Source organism: Couchioplanes caeruleus, assembly GCF_023499255.1.
Classification (GTDB): Bacteria; Actinomycetota; Actinomycetes; order Mycobacteriales; family Micromonosporaceae; genus Actinoplanes; species Actinoplanes caeruleus_A.
Window position 1 is genome coordinate 6,538,473 of sequence record NZ_CP092183.1, and the last position, 24,701, is coordinate 6,563,173.

Sequence of the window (24,701 nt, forward strand, 5' to 3'; positions counted from 1 at the left end):
AGCCGTTCCTACCCGCCGTCACGACGCGCGTCTATGCGTGCCCGGACTCATTCACGCTCGACCACCCGCCGCGGGAGACAGCAGCTGAGCCAGGCGCGCCGCCTTCGTCTCCCAGCGCCACTCCTGCTCCACCCACGTCCGGCCCGCCGCGCCCATCCGCCGCGCCAGCTCCGGATCGGACAGCAGCCCGGCCAGCCGCCCGGCGATCGCCGGCACGTCGCGGCCGCCGACCACGTACCCGGTCTCGCCCTCGCGCACCGCGTCGGGCGCCCCACCCGAGTCCCCGGCCAGCACCGGCAGACCGGTCGCGGACGCCTCCAGATAGACGATGCCCAGGCCTTCGACGTCGAGTCCGCCGCTGCGCGTGCGGCACGGCATCGCGTAGACGTCACCCGCCGCATAGTGCGCCGGCAACTCCTCCCACGCGACCGAGCCGGTGAAGACCACGTCGGCCGCGACACCCTCGGCCCGGGCCAGGGCTTCGAGCTTTTTGCGGTACGGGCCACCGCCGACGATCAGCAGCGCCGCCCCGGGCACCCGGCGCCGGATCTCCGGCAGCGCGCGGATCAGCATGTCCTGGCCCTTGCGCGCCACGAGCCGGGACACGCACACGACCACGGGACGGTCACTGAGGCCGTGCCGGGCCCGCACCTCGGAGCCGTCCACGTCCGGGTGGTACGCGTCCACGTCCACGCCCGGCGTGAGCCGTTCCAGCGCGGTGAGGCCGTGCAGCGCGCGGTCCAGCCGTACGCGCTGGAACTCGGTCAGGTAGGTCACGACGTCGTTGCCGCGCGCGAGGCGGCGCAGCAGTTGCCGGGCACCGGGCAGGGCGGCCCAGCCGATCTCGTGCCCGTGGGTCAGCGCGACCGCCCGCTCGATCCCGGCCCGCCGGCGCAGCCCGTCCGCCAGCAACCCCAGCGGCGCGGCGGCACCGAACCACACGCTGTCGCATCCGTACGACCGGGCGAGCTCGGCGGCGCGCCGGGCCACCGCCGGGGTGGGCAGCAGCACCCCGGTCGGCTCGCGTACCACCTCGAACGGCTGCTCGGCATCGAACTTCTCCGCCCCGCGCCACGTCGACGCGTACACGACGACGGAGCCGGCGGGCTGCCGCACGGCCAGGTTGTGCACGAACTGCTGGATCCCACCGGGCCGCGGCGGGAAGTCGTTGGTGACGAGCAACGTACGGGCCATCAGCGCTCACCGCGGGCGTAGGCGCGGGCCGCGGCGATGCGTTCCACGGTGGACGGGTGCGAGGCGGACATGACGTACTCCCAGGCCGGCGGGTCGGGATCGGACAGGTTCACGGTCCCGAGGCGGCGCTGCATCGCCTCGAACGTGGCGGGGTCGCGGGTCAGCTCCAGCGCGTGGGCGTCGGCGCGCGCCTCGACCCGCCGGGAGACGAGCGCCTGCACCGGCCCGCCGACCAGCCCGGCCAGCGTCATCAGGGCGAGGAGCAGCGCGATCGCCCGGGGTTCGCCCATCGAGTCGACGCCGGCCCACCGCAGCAGCCACCCCAGCGACCCGAGCAGGTACAGCGCGATGACGGAGGCGGCCGCGCCCAGCGCCCCGATGATCGTCCCGGTGAGCACGTCGTTGCGTTTCGCGTGGCCCAGCTCGTGCGCGGCCACGGACACCACCTCGTCGGGCGTCGCCTCGGTCAGCATCGTGTCGTACACGACGATCCGCCGGGTGGGACCGAACCCGGAGACGTAGGCGTTCACCGCCCGGGTCCGCCGCGACGCGTCGGCGACGAGCACATCCTTCACGGGTACGCCGTCCCGCGCCGCCACCTGCAACAACTCGGTCCGCAGGGGACCGGCGGCCATCGGCGTGAACTTGTTGAAGATCGGCTCGACCACGACGGGCAGCACGAACGACAGCAGAATCACCAGCGCCGCCGCCCCGGCCGCCCCGAACGCCCACCACCATCGCGGCGCCAGCCGGGTCACGGTGAAGAACCCTAGCAACGCCAGACCACCGAGGACGGCCCCCACCGCGTACGACTTGGCGAGGTCGACGGCCCAGCCACCCCACGTCTGGGTGGAGATCCCGTACCGGACGACGATGGTGTGCCGCCACGCGGCGAACGGCAGGGTCAGCACCTCGACGACGAGCACCACCACGAGGCCGCCCAGGACGGCACGAGCGATCCAATGGTCACCGAACGGCCGCCCCACCAGCGTGACCAGCCGCGCGCCCAGCGGCGTGAACCCGAGCACCAGCGCGGCGACCAGCCCCACGGCCATCCCCCCGTACGAGGCGGGCCGCAGAGCGGAATGAAACTCCCGGGCCCGGGCGACCTTGTCGGCGGGTAGCAGCCCGAGCGCGGCAACCTGATCGGCGCGGGGAGCCGGCGGCCGATGCCACGGAATCGCCACCGCGGCGTAGACGACCAGCCCGACCAGCAGCACACCCAACGTGCAAGCAGCCCACCACCGAGGCGTCACCCGCCCGCCTCCGTCCCGCTCCGTCACCGACAGCCGTGATCGCCCATCCTAGGGCGTGTCCCACGGCCGACCCCGCCACCGCCCGAGCCGAGCCACCGACCACTCGCAGTGATCACATCCGGCCTCTCCGGAACCACCGCCCGGCCCGCCGGCCACCACCCGGAAACCCGCTCATGATCACGCCACGTGGCCGTGCCGGCGGAAGAGCGGCACCGAGACCGGCGGCTCCGGCGTCGCCAGGAGCTCCACGTCGAAGCCGGCCTGCTCGAACATCTCGATCGCGCGCAGCTCGCCCGGGGTCAGGTCGGTGATGCCCTCCGGCGTCTCCGCCATCGCCTTGATCAGGCATCCCTCGCATCCGCGTCCCCTACCGGGGCAGCGGCCGCAGTCGATGATCATCACTTCCTCCTCGTGCCGACGGTGGCCCGGCCGCGATCTCGGGGGGAAGAGCTTGTCGCGGACCGACCACCATCGGTGACAATCACGCTATGCGAGGGGTATGACAAAAATCAGCCGCGGGCGAGCCGGCGCAGAAGTGAGTCAGCTCCCATCGGGTACGCCCCGTGCCGGCGTACCCCGTCGGCGACCTCGCGGTCCGAGGAGATGACCACCAGCGGGCGGCCCGCGGGTTCCGCCCGGACGAGCTGGCGGATGAGCTCGTCGGCGGTGTCGCCCTTACGCGAGAAGAGCACGCGGACGCCGCGCGGCGACGGCGGCAGGCCGTGGACCCGTTCCGCGCCGTCGAAGACGACCGTGACCTCGTCGCCGGTCTGCGCCGCGATGCCGCCCAGCCCCGTGATCAGGCGTTTGCGCTGCTGCTCCAACGACATGTCGGCGAAACCGCGCTTGGTCACGTTGTACCCGTCCACGATCAGGTGCGCGCGCGGCAGGGCGAGCAGCTGGTCGAGGCGGCCGGGATCGTCGGTGTCCTGCGCGCGCGGGTGGGAACGCTCGTGGCCACCGGGACGGTCCGCGGACGCGTCCGCCACGAAGTCCGCCGGCCGCTTGTCCGCGGGGCCGATCGCCAGCTCGCGGCGCAGCCCGGAAGCGGCCTGCCCGATCGTCTCCAGCAGGAGCCAGAGGCGGGCGTCGTCGGCCGCGCGGGCGTCCTTCGCGCTCTGCTTGCCCGACGCAGCCGCCGCCTCCGCCTCGGCCAGGCGCGTGCGGAGCCGGCGTACCTCGGCATCGTGGTCCGCGGCCACCTTGGCCGCGCGGCCCTTCTCGGTGGCCAGCAGATCGCTGGTCCGCTTGTGAGCCGCCTGCGACTCGCGCAGCGCGCGAGCGGTCGTGCGGGCTTCCTCCCGCAACTGCCCGAGTTCTTCGCGTACGCGGGCAAGCTCGTCCCGGAGCTTGTCGGCCTCGACCCGCGCGACCGCCCGGTCGTGTTCGGCGCGGGCGGCACGCTGCTCGGCATCGCGGACGAGGTTCGCCACGGCGGCGCTGTCGGCCTCGGCGCGCACCGACTCCCCGGCCGCGTCGATCAGCTCGCGCCATCCGGCGGGCCGGGCCAGGTACGCGAGCGCGGCCACCTCGACCGGGTCGGCGGCCGCGGGGGCCATGCCGCCGGCGACGGCCGCGCCCAGGTCACCGGCCTCGGCGACGACGCGGCCCCCGATCCGCTGCCGGAACAGCGGGTCGGCGGCGAGCTGGGCGGCGAGCGCCTGGCCGCCGAGGCGGGCCCGCCGGTTGGGGGCGAAGCGTGCGACCCGGCGCAGCGCGACCGGGATCTCGTCATTGGGCAGCCCGGGCAGCGCGGCCGCGGTGAGGACGGTGATCCGCTGCCGGACCGGCTCGGGCAGCGTGGGCTCGGGCTGCCCCCCGTCCTCCGCACCCGGCTCAGCCGCCGGCACATCACCGGACTCAGCCACCGAGACGTCTCCGGACTCCGCCGCCGAGACGTCTGCGGGCTCCATCGAGTCCGCGCCGACCGCCGCCACCTCCGCAGAGGGGCGGTCGTCGTGCTCGTACGGCCCGGACATTTTTCCATTCTCCCACCGTGGGCAGCGGAAAAGCTTGTCGAAGCAAGTGATGTTTTCACCGCACCGGCCCCGAGATTGTCGTACCCCGCCTCTAATCTGCCCGCCGTGGTACATCCGGCATACGTGCAGGGCACTCTGGACACCCTCCTGAGCGCCGACGGCTCCGTCGATCCGGCGGCGCTGTCCCTGCGGGACACGACGTTCGTGGTCCTCGACCTGGAGACGACGGGCGGCGCCCCCGACGGCGGGGGCATCACCGAGATCGGGGCCGTCAAGGTGCGCGGCGGCGAGGAGCTCGGCGTCTTCGGCACCCTGGTCAACCCGGGTGAGCGCATCCCGCCGTTCATCACCGTGCTGACCGGCATCACCGAGGCGATGCTGGCCCCGGCGCCGCCGATCGAGGTCGTGCTGCCGAGCCTGCTGGAGTTCCTGCGCGGGGCGGTCCTGGTCGCCCACAACGCGCCGTACGACGTCGGTTTCCTCAAGGCGGCCTGTGCCCGGCACGGATACCAGTGGCCGCAGGTGCGGGTGCTGGACACCGCGGCGCTGGCCCGGCGGGCGCTGACCCGCGACGAGGTGCCCAACCGCAAGCTGGGCACGCTCGCGCAGTTCTTCCGGGCCGCCGTGCAGCCCACGCACCGGGCGCTCGACGACGCGAAGGCCACGGTCGACGTGCTGCACGGCCTGATCGAGCGGCTGGGCAGCTACAAGGTGCACACGCTGGGTGACGCGGTGGAGTTCGCCAAGGCGGTCACCCCGGCGCAGCGCCGCAAGCGGCATCTCGCCGACGACCTGCCGCACGCCCCGGGCGTCTACGTGTTCCGGGCCGCCGACGACCGGCCGCTCTACGTGGGCACGTCGGTCGACATCGCCACCCGGGTCCGCAGCTACTTCACCGCGAGCGAGAAGCGCGCCCGCATGTCCGAGATGATCGCCGCCGCCACCCGGGTGGAGGCCGTGGAGTGCGCCCATTCGCTGGAGGCGGAGGTGCGTGAGCTGCGGCTCATCGCTGCGCACGCGCCGCCGTACAACCGCCGGTCGAAGTATCCGGAGCGCGTCGTCTGGCTGAAACTGACCACGGAGGCATACCCGCGGCTCTCGGTGGTCCGCCAGCTCGCCGACGACGGCGCGGCCTATCTGGGGCCGTTCTCGTCGCGGCGCACCGCCGAGCTGGCCGCGGCGGGGGTCTACGACGCCCTGCCGGTGCGCCAGTGCACGCACAAGCTCTCCCCGCGCACGGTCACGCCGGCCTGCGCGCTGGCCGAGCTCGGGCGGTGCCCGGCACCCTGCGAGCACAAGATCTCCGCCGAGGAGTACGCGGCGAGAGCCGCGCTGCCCTTTCGCACGGCGACCCACGGCGACCCGGAGCCCCTGGTCGAGGCGCTTCTCGCGAGGATCGAGGGGCTGTCGGAGCGGCAGCGTTACGAGGAGGCGGCGGTCATCCGGTCGCGGCTCATCGCGCTGCTGCGCGCCACCGTCCGCATGCAGCGGCTGGGGGCGCTGACCCGGCTCGGCGAGCTGGTGGCGGCGCGGCGCAACGACGCGTACGGATGGGAGATCGTCGTGGTCCGGCACGGCCGCCTGGCGGCCGCGGCGACGTCACCGCCGCGCCTGCATCCCCGCCCGACCCTGGATCTCGCGCGGGCGACGGCCGAGACGGTCCTTCCGGGGCCGGGACCGGTCCCGGCGGCCTCGGCCGAGGAGACGGAGCGCATTCTCGCGTGGCTCGAGCGTCCGGACACCCGGCTGGTGGAAACTTCCGGGGACTGGGTGTCACCCGCGCGTGGCGCAGCGCGGTTCACTAGGCTTCTCACCAGGGCGGAGGCCGCCGCGTCGAGAAGAGACTCCTCCGTTCGCTCATCGGTAACTGACCGTTCGGACGACGCTCGCTCGCTTAGGCTGTAGGGCACGCGGCTGCAAAGCCGAGAAATCGGTGGCTTCCGCGCGTACGGTGCAGGTCCAGTTGTGCAGGTCCAGTTGTGCAGGTCCAGTTGTGCAGGTCCAGTTGTGCCGGCCGAGTTGTGCAGGTCGAATGGTGCGGGTCGAGCGTGAGGGGGTGTCCGAGTGGACGTCGACGCCGGCCACGGCGCCGCCCTTGGACGTGCCCTGCCGACCGCGCCCCTCTCCCAGCGGCTGCGGTCGTTCCTCAGCTTCCAGGGCAACGACGACGACCCGGTGACCACGCTGACCCGGACCCACCGCGCGATCCATCCCTCGGCCGACGCCGGCGTCCTGCGCCGCAGCTACGCCGTGGCGGAGAACATGCACCGCGGGCAGTTCCGCAAGAGCGGCGACCCGTACATCACCCATCCGCTCGCCGTCGCGCAGATCTGCGCCGAGCTGGGGATGGACACGACCACGCTGGTCGCGGCGCTGCTGCACGACACCGTGGAGGACACCAGCTACACGCTGGAGACGCTGCACGGCGACTTCGGCCCCGAGGTGACCCACCTGGTCGACGGCGTGACCAAGTTCGACAAGGCGTTCTACGGCAAGGCCGCGGAGGCGGAGACGATCCGCAAGATGATCATCGCGGCCGGCAAGGACGTCCGGGTGCTGATCATCAAGCTGGCCGACCGGCTGCACAACATGCGCACGCTCGACGCCCGCTCCCCCGCATCGCGCGCCCGCATCGCCACCGCCACGCTCGACGTGCTCGTGCCGCTCTGCGACCGGCTCGGCATCCAGGCCCTCAAACGCGACCTCGACGACGTGGTGCTCTACCACCTCGAGCCGGATTCGTACCAGCGCATCGACGAGCACGTGCGCAACCGTCCCGGCTGGGACGAATACCTCGCCGCCGTCTCCGGCCAGGCCCGCACGGCCCTGCGCCGGCAGCGGGTCAGCGCCGAGGTGCGGGTACGCCCCCGGCACTACTACTCGATCTGGAAGGACACGGTCGCGGGCGGCCACGCCGTACCGTTCGACCTGCCCCGCATCGCGGTGATCGTCGACGGCCCGGAGACCGACTGTTACGCCGCGCTCGGCGCGATCCACGGCCAGTGGCGGCCCGTCGCCGGCCGGTTCAAGGACTTCATCGCCTCGCCGAAGAACAACCTGTACCGCTCCCTGCACACCACGGTCACCGGCCCGGACGGGCGCCTGGTCGAGGTGCTGATCCGCACGGTGTCGATGCACCGCTGCGCGGAGTACGGCGTCGCCACCGGCTACCGCTACCCGAAGGCCGACACCGAGTCGCTGCCGGGCACCGACCAGCTCACCTGGCTGAAGCGGGTGCTCGACTGGGAGCAGGACACCACGGACGCCGGCCAGTTCCTCGCCTCGCTGCGGTGCGACCTCGCCGAGGGCCAGATCACCGTCTTCGCCAAGGGCCGCATGATCGAGCTGCCGGCCGGCTCGACCCCCGTGGACCTCGCGTACGAGTTGAGCCCCGACAAGGGCGACCAGACGCTCGCCGCGACCATCAACGGCCGGCTGGCGCCGCTGAGCTCGCAGCTCCAGGACGGCGACGTCGTGGAGATCTTCACCGAGACGGACGGCCAGGTCGAGGTGGAGCCGGGTGCGGCGCCGCGCGGTCCCCGCAAGGAGTGGCTCGGCTTCGTCAAGTCGACGCAGGCCCAGATGCAGATCAACCGCTACTTCTCCGAGGAGAACGCCCCGGGGATCAGCATCGCCGACAAGGTCCGGCTGGGCCGCGCGACGATCGGCCTGACGCTGCGCAAGCACGACCGCGGCCTGGCCAGCGAGGTCCCGCTGCGCCGGCTCGCGGAGGAGCTCGGCTACCCCGACCTCGAGACGATGCTGGTGGCGGTGACCGAGCGCAATCTGGAGCCGGACCAGGTGGTGGAGCAGCTCATCGCCCTGGTCGACCACCCCGACTGATCCCTCCACCGGCGACCCGGGCCGAAGCGGGCCACCCCGGCCGAACGGGATCGAGCGTCCCGATAGCCTGGAGGCGTGAAATTTCCCCGGCGGATGCGTGGCGCCGCGTACCAGGCGTTCTACCGGTTGCCGCACGGGGTCCGGCGGCGCATCGTCCGGGTCATCGTGCCCAAGTACCTCGTCGGCGCGGTCTGCATCGTCCGGGACGCCGAGGCCGCCGACCCGGGGCGTCTCCTGCTGCTGCGCCAGCCGCCGGGCCGCCGCTGGGGCCTGCCCGCGGGCCTGCTGAAGAAGGCGGAGGCCCCAGCCGTGGGCGCCGCCCGCGAGCTGCACGAGGAGTCCGGCGTGCGGATCGACCCGGACGACCTCACCCCGGCCGTCCCGAACGCGATCGTGCACCCCAAGGGCTGGGTCGACACCGTCTTCATGGGTACGGTCCCCGCGTCGTCCACCGATCTCGTCGTCGACGGCGGCGAGGTGCTCGAGGCGGCGTGGTTCCCCCTCGACGAGCTCCCCGACCTGACGCCCAACACGGCCATCGTCCTCGGCGTGTACGGCATCGGCCCCCGCGCGGCCCGGCAGACGCCGTGACGGCCCTCGCGGCGGTGATCCTGGCGGCCGGCGAGGGTCAACGGCTGCGCCCGCTCACCGCGCTCGTCCCGAAGGCCCTCTGCCCGGTCGGCAACGTACCGCTGCTGGACCGCGCGCTGGCCCGGGTCGCCGGCCTCGGCCTCACCGGACCGGCCACGGTCGCCGTCAACGCCGCGTACCTCACCGGCCAGGTCGTCGCCCACGTCGGCGAACGGGCCCATCTCTCCGTGGAGCCCGACGGCCCGGTGGGCACCTCCGGCGGGATCGGCCGGCTGCGCGGCTGGATCGACGGCCGCGGCGTGCTGGTGGGCAACGCCGACGCGTACCTGGCCGACCCGGACCGCGAGCCCGGCGAAGACGTGGCGGCGCTCGTGGACGGTTGGGACGGCGACACCGTACGGATGCTCACCAAGCCCGTACCGCCGGGCGACACAGGCGGGTTCAGCGGCCGCCGGTTCGCGGGCTTCTCGCTGCTGCCGTGGCGGTACGTCCGCGACCTGAGCCCCGAGTTCTCCGACCTGGTCCGTACGGTGTGGCGCCCCGCGGAAGCCGCCGGCGACCTGGAGCTGATCCCGTACGAGGGCGTCTACCTCGACACGGGCACCCCGGCGACGTACCTGGCGGCCAACCTCCACGCCGCGCGCGGCCTGACCGACCCGGCCGCGACCGTGACCGGCCACGCCGAGGAGTCGGTGGTCGGCGCGGGGGCCACGGTGGCAGGCCGGATCACCCGCTGCGTGGTGTGGCCGGGTGCCGAGGTGGCCGTGGACGAGGACCTGACCGACGCGATCCGCGCGGGCGCGGACATGACGGTCCCGGCGGCCTGACCCCCTCACGGCGAGCGGCCTGACCAGGCCCCGGAGGCGCACACCCGGCCGGGCGCAGCCGGCGGCGCCCTTCCACCGCTCGCGGCTTCCGGGCCTCGCTAGCATGAACGCGACGCCGACCCCGAGGGAGCCTTCCTTGAACACCGCGATCGTGCACATCGACTGCGTTACCGACTCGATTCCCGAGGTCGCCGAGGCGCTGGCGGCGCTGCCGGGGGTCAGCGAGGTGTATTCGGTCGCCGGGAACGTGGATCTCATCGCGATCGTCCGGGTGCCGCACTTCGACGACATCGCCGAGGTGATCGCCGGGCGGATCTCGAAGACGCCGGGGGTGCTGAACACCGAGTCGCACATCGCGTTCCGGGCGTACTCGCGGCACGACCTGGAGGACGCGTTCGCGATCGGCCTGCCGGACGCCGACTGACGTACGGACACGGAAAAGGGGGGCCCGATCCCGGGCCCCCCTTTTTCTCGTCGTGCAGGCTCAGCGCCCGGAGGTGATCTCCTCGCGCTCGTCGCGGCCGGCCACCGGCGGGACCGCCGGGGAGACCGGGGCCTCGACCGGCTTCTCGACCGGGAAGAAGAAGCCCTTCACCGCGGGCGCCAGGGCGCCGAGGCGGTTCATCTTCTTCGGGACGACCCAGCCCGCGTAGTCCAGCGGCAGCGGGTGGCCGTGGTCGTCGACCGGGCCGAGCGGCTGGTGGACCTCGACGAACTGGCCGTTGGGCAGGCGCTTGATGATGCCCGTCTCGGCGCCGTGGGCCAGGACCTCGCGGTCGTGCTGCTGCAGGCCCAGGCAGATGCGTACGGCCAGGTAGTAGGCCAGCGGCGGCAGGATCACCAGGCCGATGCGGCCCGCCCAGGTCATCGCGTTCAGGCTGATGTGGAACTTGTCGGCGATCACGTCGTTGCCGCCGGACAGGGTCGCGATCAGGAAGAACGTGAGGGCCATCGCGCCCAGGCCGGTGCGCTCGGGCGCGTCCCGGGGCCGCTGGAGCAGGTGGTGCGACCGGTAGTCCTTGGTCCGCCGCGCCTCGATCCAGGGGTAGAACATGGGCACCGTGGTCAGCGCACCGAGGCCGACCACCGCGGGCCAGAACAGCGGCGGGATCACGTAGCCGTCGCCGATCGGGATGTCGATCTGCCAGGCAGGCATGAGCCGGACCAGGCCGTCCATGAACATGACGTACCAGTCGGGCTGGCTGGCCGAGGAGACCTCGGAGGCCCGGTACGGCCCGAACAGCCAGATCGGGTTGATCTGGAACAGGCCGGCGAGCAGGCAGATCACGCCGAAGACGGTCATGAAGAAACCGCCCTGCTTGAGCGCGTACCGCGGGAACATGCGCTCGCCCACCACGTTGGAGTTGGTCCGGCCGGGGCCGGGCCACTGGGTGTGCTTCTGCTTGAAGACCAGGCCCAGGTGCACGCTGATCAGCGCCAGCAGACCGCCCGGGATGAGCAGCACGTGCGCGATGTAGAAGCGCCCGATGATCAGCTCGCCGGGGAACTCGCCGCCGAAGATCGACGCGGACAGCCAGGTGCCCACCACCGGGATGGACAGCATGATCGCCGAGGCGATCCGCAGGCCGGTGCCGGAGAGGCCGTCGTCGGGGAGCGAGTAGCCGGTGAAGCCGGCCAGGAAGCCCAGCAGGAACAGCGCGATGCCGATGGCCCAGTTGGCCTCACGCGGCTTGCGGAACGCGCCGGTGAAGAAGACGCGCGCCATGTGCACCACGATCGACGCCATGAACAGCAGCGCCGCCCAGTGGTGCATCTGCCGCATGAACAGACCGCCGCGCACCTCGAACGACAGGCGCAGGGAGGACTCGTACGCGGCGGACATCTCCGCGCCCCGCAGGGCCGGGTAGGCGCCGTCGTACGCGATCTCCTTCATCGACGGGTCGAAGAAGAGCGTCAGGAACACGCCGCTGAGCAGCAGCACGATGAAGGAGAAGAGGGCGATCTCCCCGAGCAGGAACGACCAGTGGTCAGGGAAGACCTTGTTGAGGAGGCCACGCAGCGGGGTGGCGACCTGAAGGCGTTCGTCGACGCCCTTGGCAGCTTTGCCCGGTACGGAGGCCAGGTCGAACTTTCGGCGCTTCACGGCCGCTCCCAGAAGTCAGGCCCGATGGTCTCGCGGTAATCCGACGCTGCCACAAGGAAGCCCTCGTCGTCCACCGTGATGGGGAGCATGGGCAGGCGGCGGCTGGCCGGTCCGAAGATGGGGCGGGCGTTCTCCGTGATGAGGAACTGGGACTGGTGGCACGGGCAGAGAAGCCGGTTGGTCTGCTGCTCGTACAGGCTGGCGGGGCAGCCGGCGTGGGTGCAGATCTTCGAGTATGCGACGTAGTTGCCCCACATCGCATTCTTGTTGTGTTCGTCGCCCTCCGAGGCCTTGCGGGCCACGTCGGCGTCACCGGCGCGCAGGTGGATCAGCAGGGTCGGCGAGTCGGCGAACTCGTTGGTGGCGCCCCCGGGGATGCCCGGGAAGACCGTGATCTGGCCGCCGACGCTGACGTCCTCGGGCCGGACCGCGGTGCCGTCCTCACGGGTGAGCCGGACCGGCTTGCCCTGGTTGAGGTCGGCGTTGAAGCCGGTGTTGAACAGCGGCGACTTCTCGCCCCGGTCGGGCTTGTGCGGGCTCTTGATCAGACCGCCGACCAGCGGGGCGGCGGCGACCAGGCCGAGCGGCGCCAGGCCCAGCAGGACCGCGCCCTTGAGCAGCGGACGGCGCTGGACGCCCAGCTCGTCGACCGTGAAGAGCATCGTCTGGCCGGTGATCTGCCGGTCCTCGTCGCTGGACATCGCCTCGTGGCGGTCCTGGATCGAGACCTCGTGCGGCAGCAGCTTCTTGGCCCAGGAGAGGATGCCGAAGCCGACCGCCAGCAGCGCCAGGCCGAGCGAGATGCCCAGGATCGGCGTGTAGTAGTCGCTGTTCGTGTGGCCCAGCTTGTACTCCCACGGCCACCAGATGTAGGCGGCCAGGAAGACCAGGCCGAGGAGGCCGGCGAGCAGGAACATCAGCGCGATGGCACGCTCGACGCGCTTCTCGGCCTTGGTGTTCGGGCCGGCGAACTGCGACTCGTACGTGACGATCTCGATGTCGTCGCGCCGCGCGCCTTCCTTGACGATCTCGAAGCGCGACAGCCGGGGATCGCTCAGGTCGACCGGCTTGTGGCCGGGCCCGTGCCGATCGTCCTTGGTCACCGTCATGACTTCCCCGCAATCCACAGCGCCGCGAACACCAGGAGGGTGATGCCGACCAGGAAGATGGCCAGGCCCTCGGTGACCGGACCGTACCGGCCGAGGTTGAACAGGCCGCCCGGGTCCTTGTCCTGCTGGAGCTGCTGCGTGACGTACGTGATGATCTCGCGCTTCTGATCCGGGGTGATCTCGTTGTCCCCGAACACCGGCATGTTCTGCGGGCCGGTCAGCATGGCCGCGTAGATCTCCTGCTCGGTGGCCTCGTGCAGGCTCGGCGCGTACTTGCCCGAGGAGAGCGCGCCGCCCGCGCCGCCGAAGCTGTGGCAGGAGGTGCAGTTGACCCGGAAGAGCTCGCCGCCGCGGGCCAGCGCCTCGGGGTTCTGATCGAGGTTCTCGGTCAGCGAGCCGGTGGGCACCTGCGGGCCGCCGCCGATCTCCTGGATGTACTGGCCGAGCTGCTTGACCTGGTCCTGGTTGAACTGCGGCGTCTTGCGCTCCGCCTGGGCCTCCTGGCGGGTCATCGGCATGCGGCCGGTGCCGACCTGGAATTCCACGGAGGCGGAGCCGACGCCGATCAGCGTCGGTCCACGACCCTCGACGCCCTCGGCGTTGCGGCCGTGGCAGCTGATGCAGCTGTTGTCGAAGAGCGCCTTGCCCTCCTGGGCGGCGGCGGACAGCGGCTTGTTGTCCTCGGCGAGCGCACCCGGCGCGAAGGCGGTGTAGACGCCTCCGGCCAGCGCGAGGGCGGCGACCATGCGGACCGCGGCGCCGAAGCGCCGGCGCGCCCGGCTCGGCGCGGACCGCCGCCGGTTGAACACCCGGAGACGCCGTCCGGCGGGGGTGTCAGAAGTCATGGGTTGTGTCCCTCTGGGTCTTGACCTGTAACTCACGGACGGCGGCGAGGCTCACTGCAGCCAATAGATCATGGCGAACAGCGCGATCCACACGATGTCGACGAAGTGCCAGTAGTACGACACGACGATCGCCGAGGTGGCCTGCGCCGGCGTGAACCGGCCCATGGTCGTGCGGATCATGTAGACGATGAAGGCGATGAGACCGCCCGTGACGTGCAGGCCGTGGAACCCGGTGGTCAGGTAGAACATCGACCCGTAGCCGTCACCGTTGATCTTCACGCCCTCCTCGACCAGGTGGCGGTACTCGTTCGCCTGGCCGAGCACGAAGATCAGGCCCATGACGAAGGTGATCGTGAACCAGCGCCGCAGCGCGAACACGTCACCCTTCTCCGCCGCGAAGACGCCGAGCTGGCAGGTGACCGAGGACAGCACCAGGATGACCGTGAACGTCGTCGCGTACGGGATCTTGAGGACCTCGGTGTGCTTCTCCCACATGCTGTAGTCCGCCGCGCGGATGGCGAAGTACATGGCGAACAACGCCGCGAAGAACATGAGTTCGCTGGAGAGCCACACGATGGTCCCCACGCTGACCATGTTGGGTCGGGTCAGCGAGTGGATCCGGCTCTTGTCGATGGCTGCCGCTGTCACGGGCTCATTATTGCCCCGCGATCACCTCAACATGTCGCGGGGGGCCCAATCCGTCATGTGTCGCCGCCCGGTAGAACGCGCGGCACCCCCGTGGGCCTAGCCTCAAATGGTGCAGCTCGCCGAATCGCCCTCCTCCGTCGTGGCGGCGGGGGATACTGCTCCCCCGCCGTTCAGCGTCGCCCAGATCTTCACCGAGATCCGGCTGACCAGCCTGATCGCCCTCTTCCTGCTGGTCGGGGCGGCCGTCTACCTGTACGGCGTGTACCGGCTCAGACAGCGCGGGGACCACTGGCCGGCCGGGCGCACCGTCGCGTTCGTCGTGGGCGGCCTCGGGTCCATCGCCGCGGTCACGGTCACCGGCATCGAGGCGTACGACACGACCCTGATCAGCGTGCACATGGTGCAACACATGGTGCTGTCCATGGTGGGCCCGATCTTCCTGGCGCTCGGGGCCCCGGTCACGCTCGCGCTGCGGATCCTGCCGCTGAAGAACCGCAAGGTCCTGCTCGCGTTCCTGCACAGCCGGGTCGTCGGCGTCCTGACGTTCCCGCTGGTCGCGTTCGGTCTGTTCATCGCGAACCCGTTCGTCCTGTACTTCACCGGGCTGTACCGCGCCACCCTCGAGCACGCCTGGCTGCACGAGTTCATCCACGTGCACTTCATTGTCACGGGATGTCTGTTCTTCTGGCCGTTGCTGGGCCTGGACCCGCTGCCGAACCGGTGGCCGTACCCGGCCCGCGCCCTGCTCATGGTGCTCTCGGTGCCGTTCCACACGGTGCTGGGCCTGACGATCATGCAGAGCAAGACACTGCTCGGCGGCGACTGGTACCCGAACCTGCACCTGAGCTGGATGAACCCGGAGCAGGACCAGGTCACCGCGGGCGGCATCCTCTGGGCCGGCGGCGAGATCGTCAGCGTCACCATGCTCGGCATCCTGGTGCTGCAGTGGATCAAGCAGTCCGAACGCGAGGCCAAGCGGATCGACCGCGCGCTGGACCGGGCGGAGGCCGAGGACCGGGCGCAGGCCGCGCCGGCCGCGAGCAAGATCACAACCGAGAATCCGACGGTACGACCACAGCCCGACGCCGACTGACCGGTTGGGTACGATCAGCGGGCACCTACAAGCGTGGGATTCGGGCCCGTCCGACCGCCCCCACCCGCCACCCAGGACCGGACTGAAGCCGTCCAACCGCCCCGCCCGCCACCCATGACCGGACTGAAGCCGTCCAACCGCCCCGCCCGCCACCCATGACCGGACTGAAGCCGTCCAACCGCCCCGCCCGCCACCCATGACCGGACTGAAGGCCTCTAATCATGAGCGACGACAGCAAGCCCAAGCCGGACAAGTACACGGTCCTGCTGTACAGCGACGACCTCGCGGTCCGCGACAAGATCCGGCTGGCGATCGGCGTACGCCCCGCCGCCGACCTGACCGTGGAGTTCGTGGACGCCTCCACCTGGGAGGAGTGCCGGCGCCTGCTCGACGACTACGAGATCGACCTCATGGTCCTCGACGGCGAGGCGACCCCGGCCGGCGGCCTCGGCATCGCCCGCCAGACCAAGGACGAGTACGCCGACCCCCCGCCCACCTGCGTCGTGCTCGCGCGCGCCGCGGACCGGTGGCTGGCCGCGTACGCCCAGGTCGACCACACGCTGTTCTACCCGCTGGACCCGGTCACCACGGGCCAGTCGGTGGCCGGCATGCTCCGGGCCCGCCGCAACGGCCAGGTCCCGCTCGGCACCCTCGGCACGCTGGGCTGACCGGCGGCCGCGGATCGGCGCGCGGCCGGCCCGGTGCCGGCCGCCCCGGCGGTTCCCCCGCGGGCCCGCACGGGCCCGTGGTGACCGACCGAGCCGGCCGCCCGGCACCCGGCCCCGCGCCACCGGCCGGGCCTCGCCCGGCATCACTGGCGCACCGACCGTTCCCCCACCACCCGCCGGCACCGCTGCGAATGACGTGCCGGCACCGTTCCGCACGGCCCGCCGGCAACCGCCGCACCCAGGCCGCCGGCACCGTTCCGCACCATCCGCCGGCACCGTCGCGCATCGGTTGCCGGCACCGCGAGCCACCGCCGCCGACGCCGGGGCCCGCGCTCCCTCCCCCGCCCGCACCTCGCCCTTCCGGAGGCCCTCATGGGCGCACCTACCTGGCCCAACCTGCTGAGCGCCCTGCTGCGGGGCGAGGAGTTGACGGCGCAGGACACGGCCTGGGCCATGGGCGAGATCATGGCGGGCAACGCCACCCCGGTCCAGGTGGCCGGCTTCGCGGTGGCGCTGCGGGCCAAGGGTGAGACGCCCACCGAGCTGGCCGGCCTGGTCGACGCGATGCTCGCCAGCGCGACCGTCGTCGACCTGCCCGACGACGTCCGGGCGGACGCCGTCGACGTGGTGGGCACCGGCGGCGACCGGGCGCACACGGTGAACATCTCCACGATGGCCGCGATCATCGTGGCCGCCTCGGGCGTCAAGGTCGTCAAGCACGGCAACCGCGCCGCCTCGTCCGCCTGCGGCACGGCCGACCTGCTGGAACACTTCGGCATCCCGCTGGACCTCGGGCCGCAGGGCGTGGCGCGGACCGTGTCGGAGGCCGGCATCGGCTTCTGCTTCGCGGCGCGCTTCCACCCCGGGATGCGGCACGCCGCGGTCACCCGGCGAGAGCTGGGCCACCCGACGTTCTTCAACGTGCTGGGCCCGCTGACCAACCCGGCACGGCCCCGCAACGCAGCCGTGGGCTGTTTCGATCAGCGGATGGCCCCGGTGATGGCGGAGGTCTTCGCCCGCCGCGGCGACTCGGCGCTGGTGATGCGCGGCGAGGACGGCCTGGACGAGTTCACGACCGCGGCGCCGACCCGGGTGTGGATCGTGAGCAACGGCACGGTCACCGAGTCCGTGGTGGACGCCACCGCCTTCGGGGTGCCCCGCAGCAACCCCGGTGACCTGCGCGGCGGCGACGCCGCTTTCAACGCGGACGCGGCGCTCAAGATGTTCGCCGGCGAGCCGGGCCCGGTGCGTGACGCGGTGCTGGTCAACGCGGCGGCGGCGCTGGCCGTCCACGCCGGCTTCCCGGGCACCTTCGAGGACACCATGCGCGCCGGCCTGGCGCGCGCCGCCGAGACAGTGGACTCGGGCGCGGCCACGGCCCTGCTCGGCCGCTGGGTCGAGGCCGCGAAGGCCGCCAAGTCCGCCGAGGCCTGAGGCGTACGACCGATACGCCCCGGAAGCCAGTTGTATGACCTTTTGCGGACGCGAGACACGCCGGGGCGCGTCCAACCGTGGCCCGGGACATCGTGACAACGTTTGAATGACATTCGGGTAATTCCACCTTCCGACGAAGAGGAGCCACCCGTGCAGGACCGTGAACTGCGCTGCGTCATCTGCGACGCCGAGATGCCGTTCGAAGTGCCGCCGTGCACCGATGGGCACGGCGCCGACTGCCCCGAGCTGGTCTGCACCCGCTGCGACGCCGCCGAGATCCTGGCGCCGCTGGAGGTCCGCGTCTGGCTGCGCCCGGACAACCACCGCGTAGCGCCGCTGCAGCGCCGGGCCGCCTGAGCCGGACCGCACAAAAAGCCGCCTGAGCTGGTCCCGGGCAGCGCCCCCTGGACCAGACCGCGTAGAAGCCGCCTGAGCCAGAGCGCGCACAAGACGCCTGAGCCAGGCCCGCGCAGAAATCGCCTCACCCAGGCCCGCGCAGAAATCGCCTCACCCAGGCCCGCAGCAGAGGCTGCCTGAGCCAGGCCTTCGCCAAAGCCGCTGAGCCGGTCCTCGCGCTTAGCCGCCGGAGCCAGGCCCGCCGCCCCGGAGGGCCGCTGCGGCGGCCGGCCGTCGCATCCCGGGGCAGGCAACCGGCGAGCCTCATACGGCCCGCAGCGGCGAGCTGAGCGGGCCGGAGACGGCAACGAGAAAGGCCCGCACCCTTGCGCAGGGTGCGAGCCTTCTTCGTGCGTTCGTTCAGTGCTCGGCGGGGTGCCGGCTGCCCGAGTAGTACTCGAAGAGCAGGCCGCACGCGGCGAAGATCACCGCGATCAGGCCGGCCATGATCAGCCACCACTGCCAGAACACCAGGCCCAGGGCGGCGATGGCCGCGGCCAGTGCCAGGCCGAACGGCCAGTAGCTGCCCGGGCTGAAGAAGCCGACCTCGCCCGCGGCGTCGGCGATCTCGCCGTCCGGGCGGTCCTCCGGACGCAGGTCGATGCGGCGGGCGACGAACCAGAAGAAGCCGCCGCACATCGAGCAGAGCAGGCCCGACAGGAGCAGGGCGACGGTGCCGACCCACTCGACGCGGCCGACCTGGCCGTTGGTGTAGCTGGCGTACACGATGGCCGCGCCGAAGAGGAAGGCGGCGACGCCCGCGAAGATCTTGTATTCGGTCTTCACAGCGTGCTCCTACTTCCCTGCGGCGACGGTGTTGGGGGTGTCGCCCGACTGGTTCCACGAGTGGCCGTGGCGGCGGGTGTCGAACGGGCGGGTCGTCACGGCGAACCGCTCGTCGCCGGTGTAGCCGATCGCGCCCATCGCGTCCTGCGTGCTGGCCCCGGACTGCTTCGCCGCGAGGAACTTGTCGAACTTGTCCGGCGAGACCACCACCAGCTCGAACTGCATGAAGGCGTGGTACGTGCCGCAGAGCTCGGCGCAGCGGCCGACGTAGCGGCCCTCCTTGTCGAGCGTCACCTCGAACACGTTGCGGGTGTTGCCGGGGAACACGTCCCGCTTGAACAGCATCTCCGGCACCCAGAACGAGTGGATGACGTCCCGGCTGGTCTCCTCGAACCGGATCTTGCGTCCGGTCGGGAGCACGAGCAGCGGGATGACGTCGGACGAGCCGAGCGTCGAGGCCACCGTCTTCGCGTCCTGGCCGGGCGCGTCCCGGTAGTTGAACTGCCAGTTCCACTTGAACGCGACGACCTCGACGGTCTGGTCCGGCTTGGCCGACAGCTTGTCCACATCGGTCTGCACGATCGCGGTGTAGTAGAACAGCACGGCGACGATCAGTACGGGGGTGACCGTGTACAGGACCTCCATCGGCATGTTGAACCGCGTCTGCACCGGCAGGCTGTCGCCCCGCTTGCGGTAGCGGATCACGCACCAGAAGATCAGGCCCCACACGAAGAAACCGACGACCAGGGCCGCGATGACCGCGGCGACCCAGAGGTCGTACATGGTGTGGGCCTGCTCGGTGATGCCGTGCCGCGGCCAGCCGAAGCCGCCGAGCTTGTCACCGATGTCGTTCGCGGAACAGCCGGACAGCAGGGCCAGCAGCATGGCACCACCGACACCGAGCCCGGCGAGCCGTACGACGCGCGGCCGTGCGACCGAACTCCTTGAGACCACCTGCTCCTGCCTCCCTAGAGCACCGCCCGGTGCGACGAATCCGGACACCGGCGGCAAGGTGTCACCGACGGTCGCACACTACTCGACCTGGCCCGGCCGCCCGGCTACCGGGGGTCGGATCTTCGCCCGGCCGTGCATACCCCTGATCCTGTGGACGATACCGTTCCGTGGGTGGAATACACGGCGGAACAAGCCGCTGCCCCCGCGTACCTGGACGCGGCGACCGCCGCGCCGCTGCATCCGGTGGCCCGGCAGGCGCTGGCGGCCGCGCTGGAGGACGGCTGGGCCGATCCGGACCGGCTGCACGCCGCGGGCCGGCGGGCGCAACGGCTGAGGGAGGCGGCGACGGCCACCGTCGCGGACGCCCTGGGGGTACGCGCGGACGAGGTGACCTTCCTTTCCTCCGGTACGGCGGCAGCCCACGCCGCGGTGCTGGGCGGCCTCGCCGGACGCGCGCGAGCAGGCAAGACATTCGTCCACTCCGCGATCGAGCACTCCGCCGTGCTGCACGCGGCGGCCCGGCACGGCGACGCCGCCGAGGTCGGTGTGGACCTTCGGGGACGGCTCGACCTGGACGCCTGGCGCACCGCGGTGAGCGGCCCGGGGGTCGCGCTGGCCGGCCTGATCAGCGCCAGTCATGAGGTGGGGACGGTGCAGCCGGTCGCGGCCGCCGCCGAGGCGTGCGCGGAGGCGGGCGTGCCGCTCTACGTCGATGCCGCCCAGTCCGTCGGGCGCGCTCCGGTGCCACCGGGCTGGTCGCTGCTCACCGCCAGTGCGAGGAAGTGGGGCGGTCCGCCGGGGGTGGGGCTCCTCGTGGTCCGTAAAGGCACGCGCTGGCTGTCCCCGTACCCTGGTGATGATCTTCACAGGCCGCGGCCGCAGGGCGCGCTCGATCTGCCGGCCGTCGTCGCGGCCGCGGCGAGCCTGCGGGCCGTCCTGGCCGAGGCGCAGACCGAAGCGGTACGCCTGTCCGCCCTGGTCGATCGCATCCGGGCGACCGTCGCGGCGACCGTGCCCGACGTGGAGGTCGTCGGCGATCCGGTCGAACGGCTGCCGCACCTGGTGACGTTCTCCTGCCTGTACGTCGACGGCGAGGCGCTGCTGCACGCGCTGGACCGGCACGGCTTCGCGGTGTCGTCGGGCTCGTCGTGCACGGCGTCGACGCTGCGGCCCAGTCACGTGCTGGAGGCGATGGGCGTGCTGAGCCACGGCAACGTCCGGGTCTCGCTGCACCGCGGCACGACGGAGGCCGACGTGGACCGTTTCCTCGCGGTGCTGCCGGGCCTGGTGGCGACCATCCGGAAGGAGGCGGGGATGTGATCGAGGTGGACTCACGCGGCCGGCGGTGCCCGCTTCCGATCATCGACCTCGCGCGCCGGATGCCGGCCGTGGGCATCGGCGAGGTGGTGCGGGTGCTCGCCGACGACCCCGCGGCCGCGAACGACATCCCGGCGTGGTGCCGGATGAAAGGCCAGGAGTACGTGGGCAGCCCGGCGGAGGGCGCCTACGACGTGCGACGGCTCAGCTGAGGTAGTCCACGACCGGGCCCACCGGCTCCTTCGCCAGGTACGTGTCGACGACCAGGCGCGGGCCCGGGTACGGCTCGTACTCGCCCTGCCGCTCGAGCACCCGGACCCAGTCGGGGACGCCGTCGTGGGCCCGGGCCGCGTACCGGGTCTCCACCCGGCGGCGGTGCTCGGCGTCGTCGCCGCAGACCACCTCGACGACCCGGAGCGGGACGCCGAGGCGGTCGGCGAGATCGGTCCAGAGCTGCCGGGCCGCCTTCACCGGGTTCACCGCGTCGATGATCACGCTGTGGCCCATGGCGAGCTGCGTCTCGGCGAGCGCCGCCACCACCCCGTACGCGGCGTAGCCGGGACGGGGCTCGGTGACGTCGTACGCCTGCAGCGTGAAGTCGACGGTGTCCACGGCCAGCACCGCGGCCGGCAGCGCCGCCCCCACCTGCGCGGCGAGCGTGCTCTTGCCCACGCCCGGCAGGCCGGCGAAGACGGCGAGGACCATGGTCAGGCGACAGGCAGGTACGGCTGGACGTCCGCGGCGGCCTGGTCGCCGTACGAGTCGGCGAGGCGCTTGAGGAAGAAGTCCGCCTTGACGTCGTACTCCTGCGGGCCGACGGTCTCCAGGACCAGGGCGGCGACCAGCGAACCCACCTGCGCGGCCCGCTCGAGGCCCAGACCCCAGCTGATCGCGGCGAAGAACCCGGCCCGGAAGCCGTCGCCGACGCCGGTGGGGTCGTCGGGCACGACGTCGCGCGCGACCGGCACGTGCACCCGCTCGATGTCACGGCCGGTGATCTCCACACCGTCCTTGCCCAGCGTGGTGACCCGGATGCGGACGTGCTCGAGCACCTGGTCGGCGGTGAGGCCGGCCTTGGTCTCCAGCAGGGACCGCTCGTAGTCGTTGGTCAGCAGGTACTCCGCGCCCTCGATCAGCGACATGACGTCGCTGCCCTCCATGCGGGCGAGCTGCTGGGACGGGTCGGCGGCGAACGCGTACCCGCGGGAGCGGCACTCCTGCGAGTGGCGGATCATCGCGGCCGGGTCGTTGGCGCTGACCAGCACGAGGTCGAGGCCGCCGGCGCGCTCGGCGACCGGTTCGAGCTCGATGTTGCGGGCCTCGCTCATCGCGCCCGCGTAGAACGACGCGATCTGGTTGAGGTCGTCGTCGGTGGTGCAGACGAAGCGCGCGGTGTGCGCGACCTCGCTGACGTGCACCGAGTCGCAGTCGACCCCGTGGCGCTCCAGCCAGGAGCGGTAGTCGGCGAAGTCCACGCCGACGGCGCCGACCAGGAGCGGGCGCAGGCCCAGCTTGCCCATCCCGTACGCGATGTTCGACGCCACGCCGCCGCGCCGCACGACCAGGTCGTCGACGAGGAAGGACAGCGAGACCTTGTGCAACTGGTCGGCGATGAGCTGTTCGGCGAACTTGCCGGGGAAGTGCATCAGGTGGTCGGTGGCGATCGAGCCGGTGACGGCGATCTTCATGTCGGCCCTCGGGGTCGGGTGCGATTACCCCCGGAGCCTACCGGCCGTTCGCCCCGGCGACACTCCCGCGTCACATGCAGAAGGCCGCCCGCCCCCAGGGCGAGCGGACGGCCTCGATGTGCTCCGGGACGGCTCAGTGGAAGGAGTCGCCGCAGGCGCAGGAGTTCTGCGCGTTCGGGTTGTCGATGGTGAAGCCCTGGGCGTCGATGCGGTCGGCGAAGTCGATCGTCGCGCCCGCGAGGTACGGCGAGCTCATCCGGTCGACGACGACCTCGACGCCGTCGAAGTCGCTGACGATGTCACCGTCGAGCGAGCGCTCGTCGAAGAACAGCTGGTACCGCAGGCCGGAGCAACCGCCGGGCTGCACCGCGATGCGCAGGCGCAGGTCGTCGCGGCCTTCCTGCTCGATCAGGGCCTTGACCTTGGTCGCCGCGACGTCGGTCAAAATGACGCCGGTCGGCGCGGCCGTGGTGGCCTCGGTCGACTCGGTGTGCGCTTCAGTAGACACGTGCGGTTCTCCCTGCAGGTCCGGTGATGTGCCGTACCGGCCAACGCTAGCTCTCCGTGGCCGTATTCCCAATCCGGGCGGCCGAGATGTCCGCCACGGGACCTCAGCGGCTCCACTGCCGGGCCAGCCGCGCCGCGACCTCGCGCAGGCCCCGGGCCGGCTCGGCCAGCGCCCGCTCCTCCGAGCCGAAGTGCTCGACCAGGGCGTATGTCTCCGTGACCCCGGCGGCGGCCGCCTCGCGGTAACCCGTCTCGTTGCGCCCCGCGACGACCACGCACGGCAGCCCACGGTCGCGGGCGCCGTTCGCGATGCCGGCGGCGACCTTGCCGCGCAGCGACTGGTGGTCGAAGGACCCCTCCCCCGTGATCACGAGGCCGGCGCGGTCCAGCTGCTCCTCCAGGCCGATGAGCCGGGTGACCAGGCCGATGCCCGAGACCACCCGGCCGCCGAGCGCCAGCAGCGCCGCGCCGAGGCCCCCGGCCGCGCCCGCGCCGGGCGTCGCGGCCAGGTCGCCGACCCCGAACGCCTTCTCGAGTACGCCCGAGAAGTGCTCGAGCGCGGCGTCGAGGCGCAGCACGTCCTCCCTGGTGGCGCCCTTCTGCGGGCCGTACACGTTGCTGGCGCCGTGCAGGCCGAGCAGCGGGTTGTCCACGTCCGTGGCGGCGACCAGGCTGACCTGGCGCAGCTGGGGCGGACCTTCGAGGCGGGCCGCCGCGCCGAGGACCGCGCCGCCGTACGGGAGGGCGTACCCGCTCTCGTCGACTGGTCCGGCACCGAGCGCGGCCAGCATGCCCGCGCCCGCGTCGTTGACGGCCGAGCCGCCCAGCCCCACCACGACCTCGGTGGCGCCCGCCTCGACCGCCGCGGCGAGCAGCAGGCCCAGCCCGTACGAGGTGGCGACGTTGGGGTTGCGCTCTTCCTCGGTCAGAAGGTGCAGGCCGCAGGCCTGCGCGCTCTCCACGTACGCGGTCGAGCCGGCGAGCAGGACCTCGCCGCGCGCGGGACGCCCGAGCGGATCGACGGTGGCGACCGGGATGCGCCGCCCGTCGAGCGCCGCCGCCAGCACCTCAACGAAGCCGGGGCCGCCGTCGGAGAGCGGGCGCAGCACGCACTCGTCGCCGGTGGCGGTCTCGTGCCAGCCCTCGGCGAGCGCGGCGGCGACCTCCGAGGCGGTCAGCGTCCCGGCGAACTTGTCCGGACAGATGAGTACGCGCACGAGGAGAAAGTACAGGTTTCGCTCAGGCGCGCCTGGCAACGTTGAAGGCATGCCGACCCTCATGCAGCGCGTGCAGAAGTTCCTCCGCAGTCCTCAGGGACAGCGGCTCGTCGACCAGGGACGGCGCCAGCTGGCCAAGCCCGAGAACCAGGCGCGGCTGCGCAAGCTGGCCACCCGGATCCAGAACCGCCGCCGCTGAGTGGTTCAGAACACCACATCGACGCTCTTGGCAGGCGCGACGTTGT

26 protein-coding genes are annotated in these 24,701 nt (G+C 72.0%); 12 read left to right on the top strand and 14 right to left on the bottom strand.

Going from position 1 to position 24,701, the window contains the following annotated elements; all coding sequences use genetic code 11:
- Nucleotides 1-51: 51 nt before the first annotated feature.
- The 4 genes from COUCH_RS30175 to COUCH_RS30190 form a co-directional block, all read right to left on the bottom strand.
- Nucleotides 52-1,194 (bottom strand): glycosyltransferase family 4 protein, encoded by a 1,143-nt coding sequence (locus COUCH_RS30175; RefSeq protein WP_249608594.1) that lies wholly within the window; start codon nucleotides 1,192-1,194, stop codon nucleotides 52-54.
- Nucleotides 1,194-2,450 carry a M48 family metallopeptidase gene (locus COUCH_RS30180; RefSeq protein WP_249608595.1) on the bottom strand — a complete coding sequence of 419 codons (1,257 nt, stop codon included), beginning with the start codon at nucleotides 2,448-2,450 and terminating at the stop codon, nucleotides 1,194-1,196. The genes COUCH_RS30175 and COUCH_RS30180 overlap by 1 nt, the downstream gene beginning before the upstream one ends.
- 177 nt (nucleotides 2,451-2,627) lie before the next feature.
- Nucleotides 2,628-2,783 carry a hypothetical protein gene (locus tag COUCH_RS30185; RefSeq protein ID WP_346015953.1) on the bottom strand — a complete coding sequence of 52 codons (156 nt, stop codon included), beginning with the start codon at nucleotides 2,781-2,783 and terminating at the stop codon, nucleotides 2,628-2,630.
- 176 nt (nucleotides 2,784-2,959) lie between these two features.
- The gene (locus COUCH_RS30190; RefSeq protein ID WP_249608597.1) at nucleotides 2,960-4,429 is read right to left on the bottom strand and encodes an NYN domain-containing protein; all 1,470 of its coding nucleotides are present in this window, start codon (nucleotides 4,427-4,429) and stop codon (nucleotides 2,960-2,962) included.
- 105 nt (nucleotides 4,430-4,534) lie between these two features.
- Here COUCH_RS30190 and COUCH_RS30195 point away from each other — a divergent pair, with 105 nt between their 5' ends.
- The 5 genes from COUCH_RS30195 (at nucleotide 4,535) to COUCH_RS30215 (ending at nucleotide 10,114) form a co-directional block, all read left to right on the top strand.
- Nucleotides 4,535-6,334, top strand: coding sequence for a DEDD exonuclease domain-containing protein (locus tag COUCH_RS30195; RefSeq protein ID WP_249608598.1), 1,800 nt, complete (start codon nucleotides 4,535-4,537; stop codon nucleotides 6,332-6,334).
- 159 nt (nucleotides 6,335-6,493) lie between these two features.
- Nucleotides 6,494-8,272 (top strand): RelA/SpoT family protein, encoded by a 1,779-nt coding sequence (locus tag COUCH_RS30200; RefSeq protein WP_249608599.1) that lies wholly within the window; start codon nucleotides 6,494-6,496, stop codon nucleotides 8,270-8,272.
- A gap of 93 nt (nucleotides 8,273-8,365) precedes the next feature.
- The gene (locus COUCH_RS30205) at nucleotides 8,366-8,863 is read left to right on the top strand and encodes an NUDIX domain-containing protein (protein WP_249613853.1); all 498 of its coding nucleotides are present in this window, start codon (nucleotides 8,366-8,368) and stop codon (nucleotides 8,861-8,863) included.
- Nucleotides 8,860-9,690 carry a sugar phosphate nucleotidyltransferase gene (locus tag COUCH_RS30210; protein WP_249608600.1) on the top strand — a complete coding sequence of 277 codons (831 nt, stop codon included), beginning with the start codon at nucleotides 8,860-8,862 and terminating at the stop codon, nucleotides 9,688-9,690. Before COUCH_RS30205 ends, COUCH_RS30210 begins: the two co-directional genes overlap by 4 nt.
- A 136-nt stretch (nucleotides 9,691-9,826) precedes the next feature.
- Nucleotides 9,827-10,114, top strand: coding sequence for an Lrp/AsnC family transcriptional regulator (locus COUCH_RS30215; protein WP_199516107.1), 288 nt, complete (start codon nucleotides 9,827-9,829; stop codon nucleotides 10,112-10,114).
- Nucleotides 10,115-10,174: 60 nt separating this feature from the next.
- Here the strand turns inward: COUCH_RS30215 and qcrB are convergent, their stop codons facing one another.
- From qcrB to ctaE, 4 genes are read right to left on the bottom strand one after another with little or no spacing between them, the layout of a single operon-like run.
- Nucleotides 10,175-11,794: a cytochrome bc1 complex cytochrome b subunit gene (gene qcrB, locus COUCH_RS30220; protein WP_249608601.1), complete on the bottom strand. Its 1,620-nt coding sequence runs from the start codon at nucleotides 11,792-11,794 to the stop codon at nucleotides 10,175-10,177.
- Nucleotides 11,791-12,903, bottom strand: a complete 1,113-nt coding sequence (gene qcrA, locus COUCH_RS30225; protein WP_249608602.1) for a cytochrome bc1 complex Rieske iron-sulfur subunit — start codon at nucleotides 12,901-12,903, stop codon at nucleotides 11,791-11,793. The genes qcrB and qcrA overlap by 4 nt, the downstream gene beginning before the upstream one ends.
- Nucleotides 12,900-13,748, bottom strand: coding sequence for a cytochrome bc1 complex diheme cytochrome c subunit (gene qcrC, locus COUCH_RS30230; RefSeq protein ID WP_249608603.1), 849 nt, complete (start codon nucleotides 13,746-13,748; stop codon nucleotides 12,900-12,902). Before qcrC ends, qcrA begins: the two co-directional genes overlap by 4 nt.
- 51 nt (nucleotides 13,749-13,799) lie before the next feature.
- Nucleotides 13,800-14,396, bottom strand: coding sequence for an aa3-type cytochrome oxidase subunit III (ctaE, locus tag COUCH_RS30235; RefSeq protein WP_199516111.1), 597 nt, complete (start codon nucleotides 14,394-14,396; stop codon nucleotides 13,800-13,802).
- A gap of 106 nt (nucleotides 14,397-14,502) precedes the next feature.
- On the opposite strand from ctaE, the gene COUCH_RS30240 reads away from it, so the two are divergent.
- From COUCH_RS30240 to COUCH_RS30255, 4 genes are all read left to right on the top strand, one after another.
- Complete coding sequence (locus tag COUCH_RS30240; protein ID WP_249608604.1) at nucleotides 14,503-15,489, top strand: cytochrome c oxidase assembly protein; 987 nt, start codon at nucleotides 14,503-14,505, stop codon at nucleotides 15,487-15,489.
- Between the two features lie 221 nt (nucleotides 15,490-15,710).
- Nucleotides 15,711-16,157 carry a hypothetical protein gene (locus COUCH_RS30245; RefSeq protein WP_249608605.1) on the top strand — a complete coding sequence of 149 codons (447 nt, stop codon included), beginning with the start codon at nucleotides 15,711-15,713 and terminating at the stop codon, nucleotides 16,155-16,157.
- A 372-nt stretch (nucleotides 16,158-16,529) separates the two neighbouring features.
- Nucleotides 16,530-17,591, top strand: a complete 1,062-nt coding sequence (gene trpD, locus COUCH_RS30250) for an anthranilate phosphoribosyltransferase (protein ID WP_249608606.1) — start codon at nucleotides 16,530-16,532, stop codon at nucleotides 17,589-17,591.
- Nucleotides 17,592-17,741: 150 nt separating this feature from the next.
- The gene (locus COUCH_RS30255; protein WP_249608607.1) at nucleotides 17,742-17,948 is read left to right on the top strand and encodes a hypothetical protein; all 207 of its coding nucleotides are present in this window, start codon (nucleotides 17,742-17,744) and stop codon (nucleotides 17,946-17,948) included.
- 399 nt (nucleotides 17,949-18,347) lie between these two features.
- Here the strand turns inward: COUCH_RS30255 and COUCH_RS30260 are convergent, their stop codons facing one another.
- Complete coding sequence (locus COUCH_RS30260) at nucleotides 18,348-18,773, bottom strand: cytochrome c oxidase subunit 4 (RefSeq protein WP_249608608.1); 426 nt, start codon at nucleotides 18,771-18,773, stop codon at nucleotides 18,348-18,350.
- A 9-nt stretch (nucleotides 18,774-18,782) separates the two neighbouring features.
- Nucleotides 18,783-19,727, bottom strand: a complete 945-nt coding sequence (ctaC, locus tag COUCH_RS30265; protein WP_430640835.1) for an aa3-type cytochrome oxidase subunit II — start codon at nucleotides 19,725-19,727, stop codon at nucleotides 18,783-18,785.
- Nucleotides 19,728-19,898: 171 nt separating this feature from the next.
- Here ctaC and COUCH_RS30270 point away from each other — a divergent pair, with 171 nt between their 5' ends.
- Entirely contained in the window at nucleotides 19,899-21,047 is a 1,149-nt protein-coding gene (locus tag COUCH_RS30270; protein WP_249608609.1) for a cysteine desulfurase family protein, read from the top strand.
- On the top strand, nucleotides 21,044-21,256 hold the full coding sequence (locus COUCH_RS30275; RefSeq protein ID WP_249608610.1) for a sulfurtransferase TusA family protein: 213 nt from the start codon (nucleotides 21,044-21,046) through the stop codon (nucleotides 21,254-21,256). Before COUCH_RS30270 ends, COUCH_RS30275 begins: the two co-directional genes overlap by 4 nt.
- On the opposite strand, the gene COUCH_RS30280 is transcribed toward COUCH_RS30275, so the two are convergent.
- The 4 genes from COUCH_RS30280 to COUCH_RS30295 all read right to left on the bottom strand — a co-directional run bounded on the left by COUCH_RS30280 (nucleotide 21,249) and on the right by COUCH_RS30295 (nucleotide 24,507).
- Nucleotides 21,249-21,749, bottom strand: coding sequence for an AAA family ATPase (locus COUCH_RS30280; RefSeq protein WP_249608611.1), 501 nt, complete (start codon nucleotides 21,747-21,749; stop codon nucleotides 21,249-21,251). The two genes, COUCH_RS30275 and COUCH_RS30280, sit on opposite strands and share 8 nt — an antisense overlap.
- 2 nt (nucleotides 21,750-21,751) lie before the next feature.
- Nucleotides 21,752-22,732, bottom strand: a complete 981-nt coding sequence (locus COUCH_RS30285; RefSeq protein WP_249608612.1) for a carbohydrate kinase family protein — start codon at nucleotides 22,730-22,732, stop codon at nucleotides 21,752-21,754.
- Between the two features lie 133 nt (nucleotides 22,733-22,865).
- Nucleotides 22,866-23,240 (bottom strand): iron-sulfur cluster insertion protein ErpA, encoded by a 375-nt coding sequence (gene erpA / locus COUCH_RS30290; protein WP_199516122.1) that lies wholly within the window; start codon nucleotides 23,238-23,240, stop codon nucleotides 22,866-22,868.
- 103 nt (nucleotides 23,241-23,343) lie between these two features.
- Nucleotides 23,344-24,507 carry a glycerate kinase family protein gene (locus COUCH_RS30295; protein ID WP_249608613.1) on the bottom strand — a complete coding sequence of 388 codons (1,164 nt, stop codon included), beginning with the start codon at nucleotides 24,505-24,507 and terminating at the stop codon, nucleotides 23,344-23,346.
- Between COUCH_RS30295 and COUCH_RS30300 the strand changes: the two genes are divergently transcribed.
- Complete coding sequence (locus COUCH_RS30300) at nucleotides 24,506-24,655, top strand: hypothetical protein (protein ID WP_249608614.1); 150 nt, start codon at nucleotides 24,506-24,508, stop codon at nucleotides 24,653-24,655. The two genes, COUCH_RS30295 and COUCH_RS30300, sit on opposite strands and share 2 nt — an antisense overlap.
- Nucleotides 24,656-24,701 lie beyond the last annotated feature (46 nt).